Source organism: Porphyromonas sp. oral taxon 275, assembly GCF_018127745.1.
Lineage (GTDB): Bacteria > Bacteroidota > Bacteroidia > Bacteroidales > Porphyromonadaceae > Porphyromonas.
Genome location: NZ_CP072333.1, coordinates 1698452 through 1715964, shown reverse-complemented (window position 1 = coordinate 1715964; position 17513 = coordinate 1698452). Strand labels below are relative to the sequence as shown.

The following is a 17513-nucleotide window of genomic DNA, read 5'->3' as shown; positions in this document are numbered from 1 at the left end:
CTAGGCCTTGGGATAGATGCCACGAGCCGACCAGCAGAGGGGGCTATGCTGGGCGGCTCGTCCTCGGGGCCTCGTGGGGCTAGGGTCTACGGCGGCGCTTCCTCCAGAGCCGCTTGAGGTAGTCGCCCGTCATCCATAGGCCCGTCACGGAGGTGATCGTACCGATGAGGAGGAAGGCCCACATCACTACCGTCCACAGCCAGGGCTGCGCGACGAGCTTCGCGAACTGCAGGCGGTGCAGCTTGGAGAACATCCAGGCGTCGATCCGCTCGTTGTCGGCGATGAGCCTACCGCGTCCGCGCTCGGGCGAGACGTAGTAGCTGTGGTGCTCCTTGGTGTCGATGGCGATGCGCCAGACGGGCAGCGGCAGCTTACGCGCGCGATCTATATAATAGCTGTCGTACTCCTGGAGGAAGTCGCGTCGGTACTGGTGCTCCGCGCCGAAGACCTTCTGCAGCTCGCCCGTGATCTCGGCCTCGGTGAGCTCTAGACGGCGGGGCTGCGCGCTGCGGGCATCGTAGTAGTGCACCTCTTCGCCTCCCTCGGCCTGCAGCAGGGGGATGTCGCCCCAGGAGTAGAAGCTGAGGCGGCGCAGCTCGGGCTCAGCCTGTCGCAGCGCCTCCAGATCGGTGCGGTAGGCCTCCAGGCGAAGCGGCGCCCCCTCGAGGCGCTCCACGGCGTACTCTTCGGTCTCGGTGTGTGGGTAGTGCACCACCGACAGCAGCCCTGTCAGCACCCAGGTGATGGTGAGTAGTCCGCCCACGGTGCCGAAGGCGTGGTGCCACTGGTAGCGCTTCTTCGTAAAGGGCGAATAGAGCTTGCTGCCCTTCCTCCGCCCCCGCATACGGTAGTAGGAGATGCCGATGTAGAAGCCCGTCACCGCCATCATCGTGCCCAGCGCACCGAGGACGATGATGACCCAGCGCCACAGCTCCTGCTGGCTGCGGATCCAGGTGAAGTAGATCCAGTGCGGGATCGCCCCTGCCCAGGCCCAGGCTCGCTCCACGCGTGTGGACTCCTGCAGTACGCGCCCCGTGAGGCTCGAGACATAGACCTCGTGCCCTGCGCCCCCCGTGAGTAGAAGGCGGTAGAAGGGGAGCTCCGCCCGCAGACGACCGAAGGGTACCCACTGGTCCAGCTCCTGGATCGTGTCGATGCGCTCGATGCGCTGCCCCCAGCGGCTGGCGATGTCCTCGAGGTAGGCGCGGTCGAGGACGAGGCTGCGGAGGCTGTCACCGTCGAAGGCCAGCTCCGCGCGTTCGCCTTCCTCGGGCTGCAGTACGAGCCGTGCACGACTGTCGGCATAGCTGCCCCCCTGCAGGCTTAGGCTCGAGAGCTGCAGTGTGTCCATCCCCCGCGCCCTAAGGACGGCCGCGAGGCTGTCCGTGCTGGGCAGCGCCTCAGGGATACGTGCGCTATGGGCCAGCGCTTCGTCCTGAGTGTACTTCGGGTAAGGCTTGTAGATGAGCACGATCCCTGAGAGGAACCACGCGACAAAGAAGACGCTCATCACCGCCCCCAGCAGGCGGTGCGTCTTGATCATGAATGTACGGATCTGCATACTATATATAAGGTGTGGTTAATGGCGTGGGGGGCTAGGGGTGGAACTAATACCCCTTAAGATAATCAAGAGCGGGTTCAATAAAGTCAGATTCAAATAGAAGGAGTAGTTTCTCTGTCGAGAGGCCGCCCGACATAAGGCGGGGGAACTCCTCTATTTTTCCCGTTTTCCGGTATTCCCGAATAATGGGGATAAGGTCGTTAGTATAGTGTGAGTCTAGCCCCAGTAAGAATTCTTCAAACTCCTCTAGGGTGTCCCACGGAATTGGGCATAGATGAAGACCATTCTGGAATTCTTGGAAGAAGCAGAACATGACCTTCCAAGGATCATGGGCTACTGCTTCTCGCATGAGTTCGTTGAGTCTATCTGGCCTGCTTCCCTTTTGGATAACGTAGCCGTTTGGCTTTCCTGCAAGGTACCATAGAGTATATAGCTCAGAAGTCTTGCAGCCGTTAGTCATAGCCATCTCGAAGATAGAGATTTGTTTTGCTTGGAGTTCTTCTTGGGTGAAATACCGAAACTCCGCCTCCTCCTCAAGTAGCCATCTACGAGTGTAGATCATAGCGCCTATGGCTAGATCTTTATCTTCTAATAGCCCAGCTAGGAGCTCTCGTGCGTTCTTCGCTGGTATTCTTGCCCTTACTAAGAGCCGATCAATCTCGATGTGTCCAATCCGTGGACGGGTAAAGCGAAGACTATTCCAGTAAAGCGCAGCCCATATGATATTCGCTGCCTCTTGCCTGGTCTCTGGAGTGTACTCTGTGACGGTTAGCTTGAAGCCTTCTCCTTTGGCTTCTTGCCATTTCCTTAATTGTGCCTTTCGCTTCTCTCTATCTTGTTCGTTCGCGAGAGCTTCGAAGTCGCGTTCGGCTAAATCTGCTTCAAGAAAGTCGCGGTAGAAGTAGCGAGCCCAATAACCTGTATGGTTAATTTGTCGCCCCTCTAATGGGCGATCCTCTCCCCAAAGAAGGTTGAGCAGATGTTCGATGTGGCATTCGGTGGCCTTACTGAGCTGGCAGGCCTCAAATGCCTCTCTTTTCTCCCCCCAGTACCAAGCTATCAGTTGAGCTAATGAGGATAAGCCTGTATGTACGGTCATAGACCCTTGTCGATGCTGCTCTGTAGAGTGGGACGGAAACAGAATCTTTATGTGCGATTCCTTTATCTTAAATATAGATAGCGGGTTGTCCTGGAACGGATGGCTTATAGGGAAGGCGGCTGCTTTGTACATGTCTAAGAGGAACTCATATACAACAGGGTAGACATAGTGGATGAGCTCCAGTATAAAGAAGTCTTGAGTGTTAATCCAGCCTTTTCTTTGTATCGAGGCTCCATGTGATATAAAGCCGTTAATCACGCGTCTAACCATGCGAATGGTTGTTAGGTGATACGGTAAATTGAGCTGCTGGATGTCTGATATTATCAGGTATACATCCTGAGCAATATCATATCTGACTATTTCCTGGAGGGAATGTTTTAAGGCTGCCCATATTTTGTCTGAGGTAAGCTTGGGGAGGCGGTACTCCTCTTGGAGGATCTTCTCGGGGTAGCGGTTCATATGGTCGTCGCTGTTACCCTTGAGCGTCTTGAGGACGTAGCTTTTGTCGTAGGCCAGGACGAAGTAGAGGCAAGGTAGATTAGAGGAGTTACGCACGAGGTTGAAGAGCTCCAGCAGTTCCTCCCGCGTCAGTCGGTCTACGTCGTCGATGAAGATGACGACCTTTCTGCCGAGCTTTTGGATCTCTTGAGAGAGCTGGTCAAACTGCTCCGTAGTGCTGCGCTGGGACAAGCGGAGCAGCTGGTGGGCGAGCTTTAGCCAGCTGCTATCTACTGCGAGCAGCAGGTCGGCGTAGTTGCCTATGCTCTTGGAGAGCTTGCTACTGTAGGGGGCAAGTGTACGGCGTAGCTCCTCGAAGAAGACCTTCGTCAGCTGTGCCTCCTTATCGTAGAGCCAAGGGTTGAAGCGCATGACGATGACCTCGCGCTGCGCTTGCTGTAGGTAGCGCTGCATGATGCCCATGAAGGAGGACTTACCCTCGCCCCAGGAGGCAACGATACCGAGGCTAAAGGCCGCGTGCGAGGTATCTGTAGCCAGGAGATGCTTAGTTATGGTTACAGCAAAGTCTCTCCAGCTACAGATGTCCTCTTCTTCTTCCGTAAGCGGGTGATCGATAAGGAGTCCTTCGGTATGTTTCTCTTCTAGTGAAGATGTAGGCTTTGTATAGTGTGTCCATGCCTTGAGCAATATGGTCAAAAGACAAGCTAGCAGGATGAGGTCAGCAAAGGCAATAGGGCAGGCTTTGTCGAAGAGTACATAGAACTCAAAGTCGGGATGGACAAAGCGGTAGTAGCCGTAGCCTAGGAGGATAAGGATTGCGCTGAGTACACCCTTGCCCCCTACTATGTAGCGTCTCCTGCCGAGTTGAATAAAACGCAAGAATAGGATAAATGCTAGCCCTAGCGCTAGGAGGCTCGATAGCCATCCGGTATCGAAGTGAGCGAGGAGCGGGGCTACGAGGCGCTTGACCGCAAACTCTTCGATAGGCTTGTGGAGGAAAACGAAGGATACCCCAAGGACGATGGGCACACGTACTTCAGCCAGTACGTCAGAGGCATATTCAACCATACTGGGGAACTTCCAGCGAATAAATCTAGGAAGTGCTCGGCGTTTGTCCCAGCACCTGCGGAGGAGGCTGGAGGTAGCTTTGTAGGCTTTCTTGAGGCGCGAGGCTTTGGGCTCGGGGGCGGCCTCCTGGCTTGGGTTTGGGCTGCCTGCGTCTTGGTTTTGGGGGGCGTCGTTGGGGCTCATCGTGCTCTGTTTTATGGGTATAAAGATAAGGCGAATTGGCGGAGCGGGTGCGCGGAGCTAAGGGGCGGCGGGGTGCGGCTAGTGGGGGAGGGATTGTGAGGGATATCAGTCAGGGCGCTGAGGGTCGTCTGTGGCGCGCGTGAGGGGTATCAGTGGCGCGCGTTGAGGGATATCGGTCAGGAGGCTGCGGAAGGGAGGGCGGCAGCCTAGCGGTTGGCTCGCGGGGAGAGGGCGAAGGGGAGGAAGGAGGGCGGCGACGCGGGGCGTTCGGGGGATAAGCCTTACCTTTGGTGGAGGCGAGGGCAGCGGCGCAGCGCGCCGCCGCCCGCCATTCACCTAGATTCAGCCAAGGATGCTTCTACTCATTTCCCCAGCCAAGACCTTCACCCAGCGCAAGCGGCTGGCCGCGCACTTCACCCACACTCGAGCACGCTTCCAGAGCGAGGCCGAGCGTATCATCGCCCAGTCGCTGCGGCTCAGCGCCGAGGAGCTGGGGCGCGCCCTCGGCCTTAGCCCGAAGCTCAGTGAGGAGGTCTACCGCCGTCAGCGCAGCTTCTTCGACGAGGGTACGCCCGAGCAGCAGGCGCTGCTCAGCTATTCGGGTATGGTCTATCGCAAGCTCGATGCGCCGACGCTCAGCGCCGGGGAGTGGCACTACGCTACGGAGCACCTCCTGATGACCTCCTTCGCCTACGGCCTCTTGCGCCCCAGCGACCTCATTCGTCCCTACCGTATGGAGGGGACGGTGCGCCTGCCTGAAATCGGCGAAGGGCGCCTTTTCGACTACTGGCGTGACCTGCTGACGCCCGTCCTCATCGAGCGGGGGCAGGCCTGCGGCGGGACGCTGCTCTTCCTCGCCAGCGACGAGATGCGGGGGCTCTTCCACTGGGAGGAGGTGCGTCGGGCACTGCGGGTGATCACCCCGAGCTTCTACGTACGTAGGCCCGACGGCGGGCTCAAGCAGATCGTCGTCTATACCAAGATGGCCCGCGGCACGATGGCGGGGACGCTGCTGCGCCAGCCTACCGAGGATCTGGCGGCCGTGCAGGCACTTGCGCCCGAGGGCTTCGTCTACAGCGCGGCGGAGTCGACTGCGGACGAATGGGTCTACGTGCTGGAGTCCTAAGTCCCAGCCCTACCGAGGACCTCCGCCCGAGAGGCACAGCCTGCGCGGGCCCTATACAGACAGCGCCCCGAGTCTCTCCGGAGACTCGGGGCGCTGTGCCTTGGAATATAGAAGAGATCTTGGCGTGCTGCCCGCGGCAGGACTACTTGCCCGAGCGGATGCGGTCGTCGAAGGCGGTGAGGGCTGCCTTAGCACCCTCGCCCATAGCGATGACGATCTGCTTGTAGGGCACGGTCGTGCAGTCGCCCGCAGCGTAGATACCCTCGACCGAGGTACGGCAGCGCTCGTCGATGATGATCTCCCCGCGGCGTAGCTCGAGGAGTCCGTCGAAGGCCTTGGTATTGGCTGCCAGCCCGATCTGTACGAAGAGGCCATCCAGCGCGAGCGTCTCCTCATCGCCGCCGTCACGAGGGGCTACCTTGAGCCCAGTGACCTTGGCGCCATCGCCGAGGACCTCCTTGGTGGCCATGGCGGTGCGGATGCTGACGTTGGGGAGGCTGGCTGCCTTCTCCTGCAGGACGGTGTCGGCGCGCAGCGTGTCGGCATACTCCAGCACGGTGACGCTCTTGCAGATGCCCGCCAGGTCGATGGCGGCCTCGATGCCCGAGTTGCCCCCGCCGATGACAGCGATGTCCTTGCCCTTGAAGAAGGGCCCGTCGCAGTGGGGGCAGAAGGCTACCCCGCGGCCGATGTACTCGGCCTCGCCGGGGACACCGAGCTTGCGCCAGCTGGCGCCCGTAGCGATGATGACCTGCTCTGTGGCGATGATCTCACCGAGGTTGGTGTGTAGCTCCTTGAGCCCCTGCACCAGCTCGATGCGCTCTACCTGACGGTTGTCCAGGAGGGCGATGGAGTAGACCTCGGCGTGCTTACGCAGGTCCGCGGCCAGCTGCGTGCCCGTGGTGTGGGCGACGGAGGGGATATTCTCGATGCCCGTCGTCTCATTGACCTGACCGCCGATGCGCTCGGCCACGACGGCTACCTTGAGCCCCTTGCGCGCGGAGTAGATGGCGGAGGCAATCCCTGCTGGGCCACCCCCGACGACGACGAGGTCATAGGCGCGGCGGATGGGCTCGGCACTGATGGCCTCGGCACCTACCTTAGCCTCGAGGGCGAGAAGGAGTTCGCTGAGGGAGGCCTTACCGACGTGGACGAGTTCGTCCCCCATATATACGGCGGGGACGCTGGCGATGCCGAGGCGGTCGACCTCAGCCTGGAAGAGGGCGCCGTCGACCATCTCGTGCTCGAGCCCAGGATTATAGAGGGCCATGAGGTTGAGCGCCTGCACGACCTCGGGACAGTTGGTACAGCTGAGGGAGGCATAGGTGGTCAGGCGCAGCGGCGTCTTGAGGGCAGCGATGCGACGGACGAAGACCTCCTCGGGTAGGTTCTTACCCTTGCCGTCGGCATTCAGTACGGCCAGGATCAGGGAGGTGAACTCGTGCCCGCCGGGGATGGCGCGGAAGGAGATGCCCGTAGGCTCGCTGCCGCGCAGGAGGCTCAGGCGGAGCGTCGCACTGGGGCGCTCCTCGTAGCTGAGGCGCTCGCTGGTGGAGGCAAAGTCACGTGCTAGGGTGAGGAGCTCGGCGGCCTTGGGGGAGCCGTCGTTCTCGACGAGGAGGGTATAGGACTGCTCGAGCTGGGCGAAGATACCACGCAGCTGCTCGAGGATATTCTGGTCTAGTGTCATAGGGGTAAAGGCTAGATGATGCTAGGGTCTTGGGGTACTAGGGAGGAGCCGTGGGGTAAAGCTAGGGGAGAAGAAGCGCACCTCAGGCGGCTCCTTCTCCCCTAGCAGATGGCTCGAGGAGCTATGGGTACTAGCTCGGTCTCGCGCGCTTGGTCTAGATCTTACCTACGAGGTCGATGCTAGGCTGGAGGGTAGCGTCGCCTTCCTGCCACTTAGCGGGGCAGACCTGGCCGGGGTGCTCGTAGACGAACTTCGCAGCCTTGACCTTGCGCAGCAGCTCGGTAGCGTCACGCCCGATCCCATTGTCGTGGATCTCGGCGATCTTCACCAGTCCGTCGGGGTTGAAGAGGAAGGTACCGCGGTAAGCCTGGCCAGACTCCTCGCCGAGTACGCCCATAGCGTAGGACAGCTCGAAGGTCATGTCGGCAAGCATCGTGTACTGGACCTTGGCGATGGTATCGGTAGCGTCAGCCCATGCCTTGTGGACGAAGTGCGAGTCCGTACTGATGGAGTAGATGTCTACGCCCAGCTTCTGGAACTCCTCGTAGTGGTCAGCCAGGTCGGCCAGCTCGGTGGGGCAGACGAAGGTGAAGTCACCGGGGTAGAAGAAGAAGATGCTCCACTTGCCCTTGAGGTCCTCCTGCGTTACTTCGAAGAAGCCCTTGTCCTTGCGATAGGCGTTGACCTTGAATTCTGGGAGCTCGCTGTTGATGATGCTCATGATGTATGTCCTTAAATGAATGTTGAATAATCTGTAATTGGGATTACGAGTGCAAAGATAGTTTAAGCCCTCCAGCTTACCAATCGTCTGCGTTTATAGGTAGATAAATATGCTGTATAGCCTCGCCCCGCTGCCGCTCCTAGCCTCGTCCCGCTGCCCTTCGCCTAGGCTCCCCCTTACCCGCCCCTAGCTCGCCCCGCCCTGACTGATAGCCCTCAGCGCGCTGATGGACGTCCCTCGACGCCGTGAAGGATAGCCCTCAGCGCCGTGATGGATATCCCTCAGCGGTGCCCCCGCAGTAGGGCGGGTGGAGGTGGGGCTAAGGGGGGCGAGGCGCTGAGCGCGGAGGGGCTGCACCGCCTCGGCCTCGGGGCTATTGCGCGGGCGAGATATTCTGCGTACCTTTGCAGTACATAAACGAGAAGCCAATCACAATAAGGATACCCCTTCGGGGAGTTCTGTTGTGACTTCACATCTAGAGTGGGGGATTCCATACGGGATCCCTCGCTTTTTTCTTACCTTTAGCCCTGGCCAAGCGCCATACATATATATAGGATAAGCAATGAAACTGACGGACGAATGGTTCACCTCGCTCAGCCACACCGAGGGCGGGCAACTGGTCTTCGTGACCGTACGCAAGGAGCTGGAGCAGTTCATCGCCTCGGGCAGCCTGCGCGTGCGTGTCGCCATCTCCTGGCCCTATGCGGCCGAGGCCGATGGGATGCCCGACGAGGCGACAGCACAGCTCATCGAGGAGATCGAGCCCCTACTGCGGCGGACGATGGAGCGGGACAAGCTCGCCATCATGACGGGCAACTATACTGGGGGCGGGGCGAAGGACTGGACCTTCTACACGCGTCACCTGCCGACCTTCGGCGAGCGGCTCAACGCTTGCCTGGCGCCCTATCCGACCCTCCCGCTGGAGATCGACTGCCAGGAGGACCCCGACTGGACGGACTACCGCGAGATGCTCCAGATGGAGCAGGACGAGGATGAGGACTAGCCCCCGGTAGCCCAAGAGCCGAGCGCTATGTACCAGCAGTTCACGCCAGCTGCCGTGCCCGAGGGGCGGCTGATCCTTTACTTCTCGGGCTGGGGGATGACACCCGTGGCAGTGGAGCACCTGGAGCGGCCCGAGGGCTACGACCTCCTGAGCCTCTGGTACTATGCCGAGGGCGCCGAGACGCTGGACTTCGACTTCAGTCGCTACAGTGAGCTCCGCATCGTCGCCTGGTCTATGGGCGTGTGGGCCGTGGATAGCTTCGTGGCGGCCCACCCCGAGCTGCGGGCGCGTATCCATTCGGCTACGGCCGTGGCGGGTACGGGCTATCCGATGGATGACCGCCTCGGCATCCCGCAGCTGCACTACGAGATGATGCGCGGCGAGCTTAGGGAGGACAATAGGCAGCGCTTCGATCGCCGCTTCTGCGGCGCAAGGAGCATGCGCCACCTCTATGAGGCGCTGCACGCCCGCACCACGGCCGAGCTGCAGGCCGAGCACGATGCCCTCTACCACCTCATGCGCGCCGAGGAGCACCCGAGCCCCAAGCCCAGCGCCCTCGGCCTCTGGACGCGCGCCTATGTCGGGGGTGATGACCGCATCCTCCCACCCGCGCACCAGCTGCGCTACTGGCAGGGGCAGGGCCTCGAGCCGCAGGTCATCGATGAGGGGGTACACTACCTCTTCCCACTATTCACCCACTGGGAGCAGCTCTGGCGCTAGACGGCTCAGAGCACTCGGGCGGGCCAAGGTGCGCCGCCCGCTCCCTAGCTATACGACACATGAACCAATTAGATATCTTCCTGGGCGGAGCAGTGCTGCTCTTCGCCCTCTCGGGCCTCTTCGGGGGCGCTGTCAAGCGCGTCCTGCAGGTTGCAGCCCTTGTCATCGCCTTCCGCGAGTCCTGGCACCTGACGCCCTACCTGCAGCAGATCCTCGGCGGAGCGGAGGGGGAGCAGCTCGGCGGCTGGATGGTGCTGCTGCCGCTGCTGTCCTTCGCCCTCGTCTACATCCTCATCCGCGTCGTCGGGGGCTGGTTTGCCTCGCTGACCAAGGGTACCTTCCTCGGCGTGCTGGACCGCATCCTGGGCTTGGTGCTCGGGCTGCTGGTGGGGGTCTACCTCATGGGCTACGGCTGTCTGCTGGTGGAGGGCATCCTGCCCACACCGCCCTATGATAGCCAGTCGCAGCTGCCTCCGAGCGCGCGCCAGGCCTCCTATCTCTACCCGCGACTGATCGCTGCCGTCGATGAGATCACCGAGGCCAAGACGCTGCTCTTCGGCGAGCCAAGCGAGGACGCGATGAGTCCCCAGCCTCAGCTATAGTAGGCAAGGGGCGGGGTATAGACTCCGTTTATTTACAAATTGATACACGCTGTTGGTCGCCCAGGAGTCTCGTCTTACCTTTGCAGTGTCCTCTCCAGAGAAGAGGGCAGAGATCACTGATAGGAATACTTAACTCAATACAAGACGACTATGAACGTACTATCGATCACTGGCATTGACCAGACCAAGGCCGCAGCTGTGGTAAAGGAACTAGCACAGCTCCTGGCAGACTTCCAGGTCTACTACACCAACCTGCGCGGCTACCACTGGCACGTACGTGGGCCCCAGTTCTTCACCCTGCACGCACAGTTCGAGTCCTACTACAACGGTGCTGCCGAGCATGTAGACGAGATCGCAGAGCGTCTCCTGCAGCTGGGCGCTACGCCTGAGAACCGCTTCAGCGAGTACCTCAAGATCGCTACCATCAAGGAGTCGCACGATGTCCGCGACCCCAAGCAGATCCTCCCCGAGCTGCTCGACAGCCTCCGCGTGCTCGTCGCTCAGGAGCGTAAGGTGGCTGCTGCTGCCGAGGCCGCTGACGACATCGTCACGGGCGACCTCATCAGCGCCCTCCTCGACGAGCAGGAGAAGAGCATCTGGATGCTCGCTGCCTACGAGGGCTAGTCCCCCAGCGCGGGCTCTATAGCACACCCCGCGCAGTACTAGCTCTAGCTGAGCTCCCTGCGGTACGCCCGTAGGTAGAGCGATGAATAAGCCAAGCCGCCCCACGAGTAGGATGCTCGTGGGGCGGCTTGGCTTATTTTACTTGGAGGGTCGAGCCCCTTAGGCTCAGGGGCGGGTAGCGGCTAGTTGTAGCGGTTCATCGTCGGGCCGATGCCCTCGAGGCAGAAGGCGGCGGTGATGTCGCAGCAGCGCTCCAGCAGCTCGGGCAGCGCCGTCTCCTCCTCGCGGGAGAAGCGCCCTAGGACGTAGTCGATCTGCGCCCCCTGGGGGAAGTCATTGCCTATACCGAAGCGTAGACGCGGGTAGCTCTGCGAGCCGAGGAGCTGGGCGATGTTCTTCAGCCCATTGTGCCCCGCGTCGCTGCCCTTGCCCTTGAGCCGCAGCGTGCCGAAGGGTAGGGCGAGGTCGTCGACGAGGACGAGGACGCGCTCGATGGGGATCTTCTCCGTGCTCATCCAGTAGCGCACGGCCTCGCCGCTGAGGTTCATGTAGGTCGAGGGCTTCAGGAGGACGAGCTGCGCGCTCTTGATGCGCCCTGTGGCTACGGCGCCGTAGCGCTTGGTCTCGAAGCGTGCGCCCATGCGTGCCGCGAGCGCGTCGGCGATGCGGAAGCCTATGTTGTGGCGCGTGGCCTCATACTCGGCCCCGATGTTGCCGAGGCCTACGATCAGATATTTCATATCTCTATGCTCTTGGTGCTAGGTATGCCCGCCCCGCGCTGAGGGTGGGGTGGGGGATGCGAAGATACGCAATTCTCAGCGGCTGCCCGTGGTGCTGCGCCCAGCTCGCCCCTTAGGGGAGGCTAGCTGAGGGATATCGGTGAGGCGCTGGGGGACGTCTGGGACGGCGCTGAGGGATAGCCCTCAGCCCCCGTGAGGGATATCCCTCGCGGCAGCTCGGCACGTGGGGAGGAGGCGCTCGGGGGCCCGCGAGGCAGGCGCTGGGAGCCTCGGGAGGGCGCTGCTCAGAGAGCTAAGGGGCTAGGCTAGGCGCGGCTAGGGCGGAGAGCTCCGAGCCGAGGGGGCACGCTCGTCCCGTGCCGCTGGGGGGAGCGGGTGGGGTGACTTCTCGCGGAGATTATAGGCGGGGCTTGGAATAACGTGTAAAAATACTTTTCTTTGTAGTACGCAAGAATTCGCATCATCGTACGCCTGCTGTTCGCTAGCTCCTCAGCTCGGGCAGGGCGCGTCTATATAATAAGGAGATCAGAGATATGGAACTACCACAGAATGCCCACGAAGCTCCGCACACAGAGCTCGCAGCCCCAGACGCTGCACCCCAGGTCGTTGATACTACTAGCCCTAGCCTTCAGGCGATGAGCCCCCAGCAGCTCGTGGATCATCTGGCGGTACTCCTCCAGCAGGACGAGCTGCCCGATCGCAAGGTGGTAGACCTCATCAAGAACCAGTTCCAGCGTCGCAAGGCCGCCCTCAGTGCCGAGCTCACTCCCGCCGAGCGCGAGACCCTCGAGATCCATGAGAGCCGCCTAGAGGACCTCTTCACCACCTTCAAGGAGCGCGACCGCAAGCGTCAGGAGCTCCTCGAGCAGCTGTATAAGGAGAATAAGGAGAAGCGCGAGGCGCTGCTCGGCCGCTTCGAGCAGCTCTTCAAGGGCAATGAGGAGGGCCAGGACTTCGCCAAGCTCTATGGCGACTTCGTCCAGCTCCGCGACGAATGGAAGGCGATCGGAGAGGTCGCCCAGCAGGATCAGGGACCGCTCTCCAAGCGCTTCTACGAGCTGCGCGACCAGTTCTACGATCTCAAGGCCATCAACGACGACCTGCGCCAGCTGGACTTCAAGAAGAACCTGGAGGCCAAGCGTGCCCTCCTCGAGGAGCTGCGCGCGCTGGAGAGCGTCAAGGACCCCATCCTAGCCCACCGCCAGCTGACCGAGCTCATCGCTCAGTGGCATGAGCTCGGCCCTGTGGCCAAGGAGCAGCGCGCCGAGATTCAGGCCGAGTACAAGGCCTTGACAACGGCGCAGCACAAGCGCCACCAGGAGTTCCACGACCAGAAGAAGGCCAGCGAGGAGGAGAACCTCCAGGCCAAGGTCAAGCTCTGCGAGGCCGTCGAGGCGCTCCTAGAGCAGGGCGGCTTCACCACGCACAACGCCTGGGCCAAGGGGGTCGAGCAGATCAAGGCCTGGCAGGCGGAGTGGAAGACCATAGGCCACGCGCCACGCAAGGACAACGATCAGGTATGGCAGCGCTTCCGCGCCGGGATCGATACCTTCTTCCTGCACCGCGGGGAGTTCGTCCGCGCCAGCCACGCACAGGAGCACGAGGTGCTGACGCAGAAGCGCGCCCTCATCGCCCGTGCCAAGGAGCTGCGCGAGCGCACTGACTGGGATGCTGCTGCGGCCGAGCTGCGCCAGCTGCAGGAGGAGTGGAAGGCCCTCGGCTCGGTCTCGCAGCGCTATAGCCAGCGTATCTGGTCCGAGTTCCGCGAGCACTTCGACTACTTCTTCGAGCGCCGTCGCAAGGAAGGGCGCCAGCATAGCTCCCCCCGTGGAGCTGCGCAGGAGCACCTCACCGCCAAGCGTCAGATCCTCGACGAGCTGGCTGCCCTCCTGGAGGGCGAGCTGCCGACCAACCTCAGTGACGTCCTAGCGGAGTACAACACCAAGTGGAAGGCCATAGGCTTCGTCCCCCAGCAGTACAAGGAGGAGATCAACGCCCGCTACCGTGAGCTGCTGGATCAGCTCCATGGTATCCTGCGCAAGAACCGCGCTGCTCGCCGCCTCTCGGGCTACGGCGACACGCTCAAGCATCTCGAGGAGCGCGGCGGCACCCTGCAGGGTGAGCGCAGCCGTATGCAGCGTCACCTCGACCGCCTACGCAGCGAGCTGGAGACCTACGAGAGCAACCTCACACGTCTGAGCATCAGCAGCGCCTCGGGTAGCAGCCTCCTGACGGAGCTGGAGCGTAAGCGTAGCGCGCTGATCGAGGACATCAAGCTGGCCGAGCAGAAGCTCGCGCTCCTCGATGCCGAGGGGCAGGAGGCCTAGCCGCCCGCACCCTCTCGGCTCGCAAGCGCCCCCAATAAGAAAGCCCAGCGAGGGGCGACCCAGCGTGTCCTACGCTCGGTCGCCCCTCGCTGGGCTTAGTACCTGTCCCCTCGCCGCGAGCTAGCTAGCTCGCGGCTCAGAGCGGCAGGGGAGCACGGTGATAGGACCCAATGTAGTACCTTTGTAAGCTAATCAACAAGATACGATATGAGTCTACAAGATCGCAGACAGACGGACTGGCTGCGGGCCCTCGGGGCACAGTGTCGCCTCCTGGGGCTGCGCCTGCTCCTGGCCATGGCCCTCTACAGCGCCGCGCGTGCCTTCTTCTACCTATATAATAAGGACCTCTTGGATGTCTCGAGCGCGGCACAGCTCGGGCGGATGTTCGTGGGGGGACTGTACTTTGACCTCTCGGCGCTGAGCTACACGCACGTCCTGCTCGGGGTGCTCAGCCTGCTGCCGCTGGCCTTTACCTTCCGCCGCGGCTATCAGCACTTCCTCTCGGCACTCTACCTCACGGTCAATAGTCTGGCCCTCATCCTCAACCTCGGGGATGCGGTCTACTACCGCTTCACCTTCAAGCGTACGACGAGCTCCGTCTTCGCAGAGTTCGGCAATGAGAATCCGCTGCACTTCCTTCGCTTCTTCGTCGACTACTGGGGCGTGACGCTCACGGGGCTGGGGCTCATCCTGCTGCTGGTCGTGGTGGATAGGCGTCTCCCGCGTCCCGCAGTGGCACCTCGCGTGCGGCTCCTCTCCTATAGGCTGGCTGGGAGCCTCGCGCTCATCGTGACGGTAGTGCTCGCCGTCATCGGCATGCGCGGCGGCTCGGCAGGGACGACGCGCCCCATCACGCTGAGCAATGCTGCCATCTACATCGAGCAGCCACAGCAGCGTGCGCTGGTGCTCAACACCCCCTTCTGCCTCATCCGCACGCTGGGCAAGGAGGCGCTGCCCGAGTACCGCTACTTCAGCGAGGCCGAGGCACGGCAGTACTTCGACCCCATCTATCGCCCTGGGGGGACGCCGCGCTCGGGGAGCTTCCGCGGGCGCAATGTCGTGCTCATCATCTGGGAGAGCTTCGCACGTGAGTGGGTCGGGGGGCTCAATAGGGACGTCCCCGGCTACCGTGGCTACACGCCCTTCATCGATAGCCTGATGCAGCGCTCCTATGTCTTCGAGGAGGCCTATGCCAATGGCTCGAAGTCCATCGACGCCATGCCCTCCATCCTCACCTCCCTGCTCAAGCCCCGCAGCCCTTTCATCCTCTCCGTCTACTCGGGTAATGAGCTGCCCTCGCTCCCAGCACGTCTCGACTCGATGGGCTATACGACGGCCTTCTTCCACGGCGCGCCCAACGGCTCGATGGGCTTTGACGCCTTCGTCAAGCAGGCAGGCGTCCGCCGCTACTACGGTATGACTGAGTACGGCCATGACGCCGACTATGACGGGCACTGGGGGATATGGGACGAGCCCTTCCTGCAGTATATGGCACGCGAACTGACGCAGCTCCCCGAGCCCTTCTTCTCGACGGTCTTCACCCTCTCCTCGCACCATCCCTTCCGCGTGCCTGACCAGTACAAGGGGCAGCTGCCCAAGGGCGAGATCCCCTACCACCAGAGCATAGCCTACACGGATCTAGCGCTGCGGCGTTTCTTCGAGACCGCGAGCCGTCAGCCCTGGTATCAGCGCACGCTCTTCGTCCTCGTGGCAGACCACGCCGTGCCCGGGGTCCTGAGGGAGTACAAGACCTCGGCGGGCGCCTTCCGAGTGCCCATTATCCTCTTCGACCCCAGTGGGGAGCTGCAGGGGCGTGAGGCTGAGGCCGTGGTCTCGCAGTCGGATATCTACCCCACGGTACTGGACCTAGTGGGGGACGAGCGGCCGATGATCGCCTTCGGCAGCAGCGTCTTCGATGCGAGTCGCCCCCGCTTCGCCGTCAACTATATGGATGGGGTCTACCAGATGGAGGAGGGGCAGTGGCTGCTGCAGTACGATGGGGAGAAGGTGCTGGCGCTCTACGATCTCAAGCGTGACCGCCTGCAGCAGCACGACCTCAAGGGTCGCCTAGGCACGCCCGAGCAGACGATGTTGCGCCGCCTCCAGGCCTATCTACAGACCTACTCCCAGCGTATGCGGGAGAACAAGCTGACCCTCGTCGCACCGCTGGAGCCCACCGCTCAGGCCGCGCATACGCCCACCCATTAGCCGCTCGATGAACGATAAGATCAAGGACCTCACGCAGGGCGACCTGCGCCGCCACCTCTATCAGCTGGCGCTGCCCATCATGGGTACCTCCTTCATACAGATCGCCTATAGCTTCACCGACATGATCTGGCTGGGGCAGCTCAGTAGTAAGGCGCTGGCTGCGGTGGGCGCTGCGGCGGTCTTCTCCTGGATCGCTGCCTCCATCTCCCTGATTACCAAGACGGGCAGCGAGGTCACCATCTCGCAGAGCGTAGGGGCAGGGCGCCTCGACGAGGCACGTAGCTATGCCTCGCACAATGTGCTGATGAGCCTCCTGCTCGGCCTCGGGATGCTGCTCCTCTACGCAGGGCTCGCCGCACCGATGATCGACCTCTACCAGCTCGAGCCCGAGGTGCGCAGCGATGCCCTACATTACTTTTACATCTCGCTCATCGGCTTCCCCGAGGTCTACCTCACGGCAGCGCTGACGGGGCTCTACAATGCCATAGGCGACAGCCGCACGCCCTTCCGCATCTCCTGCGTGGGGCTGGTGGGCAATATGCTCCTCGACCCGCTCTTCATCCACACGCTGGGCTGGGGCGTCTCGGGGGCAGCGCTGGCGACGGTGACGAGCCAGGCGGTGGTCTTCATCCTCTTCTGGCAGCGGGTGCGCCGCGACCGCCTCTTCGGCGGCTTCCCCTTCCTAGTGCGGCTGCAGCGTAGCTATGTGCTGCGCATCCTACAGATAGGCCTGCCCGTGGCCTCGCTCCAGGTGCTCTTCGCCTTCGTCAGTATCTACATGGGGCGCATGGTCTCCAGCCTCGGCGGGCATATCGGCGTGGCGACGATGACCTCAGGGGCACAGATCGAGTCCCTGACGTGGAATACCGCCAGCGGTGTCACTACTGCGCTCACGACACTCGTCGGGCAGAACTATGCCGCTCGGCGCCTGCCACGTGTCTACGAGGCCTTCCGCCGCGCGCTGACCTTCACCCTCTCGGTGGGGATCGTCGGGACGCTGCTCTTCGTCTTCCTTGGGGAGCAGATCTTCGCCTTCATCGTCCCCGAGCGGGCGGCCTATGAGGCGGGCGGTGTCTACCTGCGTATCGTGGGGCTGTCGCAGGCCTTCATGATGCTGGAGATCACGGCGGGCGGGCTCTTCTACGGGCTGGGGCGCACCTACGTCCCCGCCACGGTGAGCTTCGTCCTCACCTATCTGCGCATCCCTATGGCACTCCTCTTCGCCTCCTGGGGCTGGGGAATCGAGGCCGTCTGGTGGGCCATCAGTCTCTCCTCGATCCTCAAGGGGCTGGTGATGCTCGGCTTCTATCTCTGGCAGCGCCAGCAGCATATCCGTCAGGCCGCAGCCCAGCTCGAGGGGCTGTAGGCAGGGCGCAATCATC

At 61.9% G+C, this 17513-nt stretch carries 13 protein-coding genes; 8 read left to right on the top strand and 5 right to left on the bottom strand.

Features of this window, described 5'->3' with window-relative positions:
- Positions 1–79: 79 nt before the first annotated feature.
- Together J4862_RS06765 and J4862_RS06760 are read right to left on the bottom strand one after the other, a co-directional pair.
- Positions 80–1561, bottom strand: coding sequence for a PepSY domain-containing protein (locus tag J4862_RS06765; RefSeq protein ID WP_211788367.1), 1482 nt, complete (start codon positions 1559–1561; stop codon positions 80–82).
- Between the two features lie 46 nt (positions 1562–1607).
- Positions 1608–4370, bottom strand: coding sequence for a P-loop NTPase fold protein (locus J4862_RS06760; RefSeq protein ID WP_211788366.1), 2763 nt, complete (start codon positions 4368–4370; stop codon positions 1608–1610).
- A 352-nt stretch (positions 4371–4722) separates the two neighbouring features.
- On the opposite strand from J4862_RS06760, the gene J4862_RS06755 reads away from it, so the two are divergent.
- The gene (locus J4862_RS06755; protein WP_211788365.1) at positions 4723–5496 is read left to right on the top strand and encodes a YaaA family protein; all 774 of its coding nucleotides are present in this window, start codon (positions 4723–4725) and stop codon (positions 5494–5496) included.
- 142 nt (positions 5497–5638) lie between these two features.
- On the opposite strand, the gene ahpF is transcribed toward J4862_RS06755, so the two are convergent.
- Both ahpF and ahpC read right to left on the bottom strand, forming a co-directional pair.
- The gene (gene ahpF / locus J4862_RS06750; RefSeq protein WP_211788364.1) at positions 5639–7186 is read right to left on the bottom strand and encodes an alkyl hydroperoxide reductase subunit F; all 1548 of its coding nucleotides are present in this window, start codon (positions 7184–7186) and stop codon (positions 5639–5641) included.
- A gap of 154 nt (positions 7187–7340) precedes the next feature.
- On the bottom strand, positions 7341–7907 hold the full coding sequence (gene ahpC, locus J4862_RS06745; RefSeq protein WP_211788363.1) for an alkyl hydroperoxide reductase subunit C: 567 nt from the start codon (positions 7905–7907) through the stop codon (positions 7341–7343).
- Between the two features lie 562 nt (positions 7908–8469).
- Between ahpC and J4862_RS06740 the strand changes: the two genes are divergently transcribed.
- The 4 genes from J4862_RS06740 (at position 8470) to J4862_RS06725 (ending at position 10856) form a co-directional block, all read left to right on the top strand.
- The gene (locus tag J4862_RS06740) at positions 8470–8910 is read left to right on the top strand and encodes a DUF695 domain-containing protein (protein ID WP_211788362.1); all 441 of its coding nucleotides are present in this window, start codon (positions 8470–8472) and stop codon (positions 8908–8910) included.
- A gap of 27 nt (positions 8911–8937) precedes the next feature.
- On the top strand, positions 8938–9630 hold the full coding sequence (locus tag J4862_RS06735) for a pimeloyl-ACP methyl esterase BioG family protein (RefSeq protein WP_211788361.1): 693 nt from the start codon (positions 8938–8940) through the stop codon (positions 9628–9630).
- A gap of 59 nt (positions 9631–9689) precedes the next feature.
- Complete coding sequence (locus J4862_RS06730) at positions 9690–10232, top strand: CvpA family protein (RefSeq protein ID WP_211788360.1); 543 nt, start codon at positions 9690–9692, stop codon at positions 10230–10232.
- Positions 10233–10382: 150 nt separating this feature from the next.
- Positions 10383–10856 (top strand): Dps family protein, encoded by a 474-nt coding sequence (locus tag J4862_RS06725; RefSeq protein WP_211788359.1) that lies wholly within the window; start codon positions 10383–10385, stop codon positions 10854–10856.
- Positions 10857–11038: 182 nt separating this feature from the next.
- On the opposite strand, the gene pth is transcribed toward J4862_RS06725, so the two are convergent.
- The gene (gene pth / locus J4862_RS06720; RefSeq protein ID WP_211788358.1) at positions 11039–11596 is read right to left on the bottom strand and encodes an aminoacyl-tRNA hydrolase; all 558 of its coding nucleotides are present in this window, start codon (positions 11594–11596) and stop codon (positions 11039–11041) included.
- Positions 11597–12129: 533 nt separating this feature from the next.
- Here pth and J4862_RS06715 point away from each other — a divergent pair.
- The 3 genes from J4862_RS06715 (at position 12130) to J4862_RS06705 (ending at position 17497) form a co-directional block, all read left to right on the top strand.
- Positions 12130–13923, top strand: coding sequence for a DUF349 domain-containing protein (locus J4862_RS06715; protein WP_211788357.1), 1794 nt, complete (start codon positions 12130–12132; stop codon positions 13921–13923).
- 207 nt (positions 13924–14130) lie between these two features.
- Positions 14131–16131, top strand: coding sequence for an LTA synthase family protein (locus J4862_RS06710; protein ID WP_211788356.1), 2001 nt, complete (start codon positions 14131–14133; stop codon positions 16129–16131).
- Between the two features lie 7 nt (positions 16132–16138).
- Positions 16139–17497, top strand: a complete 1359-nt coding sequence (locus J4862_RS06705) for an MATE family efflux transporter (protein ID WP_211788355.1) — start codon at positions 16139–16141, stop codon at positions 17495–17497.
- The last annotated feature ends 16 nt before the right edge of the window (positions 17498–17513 follow it).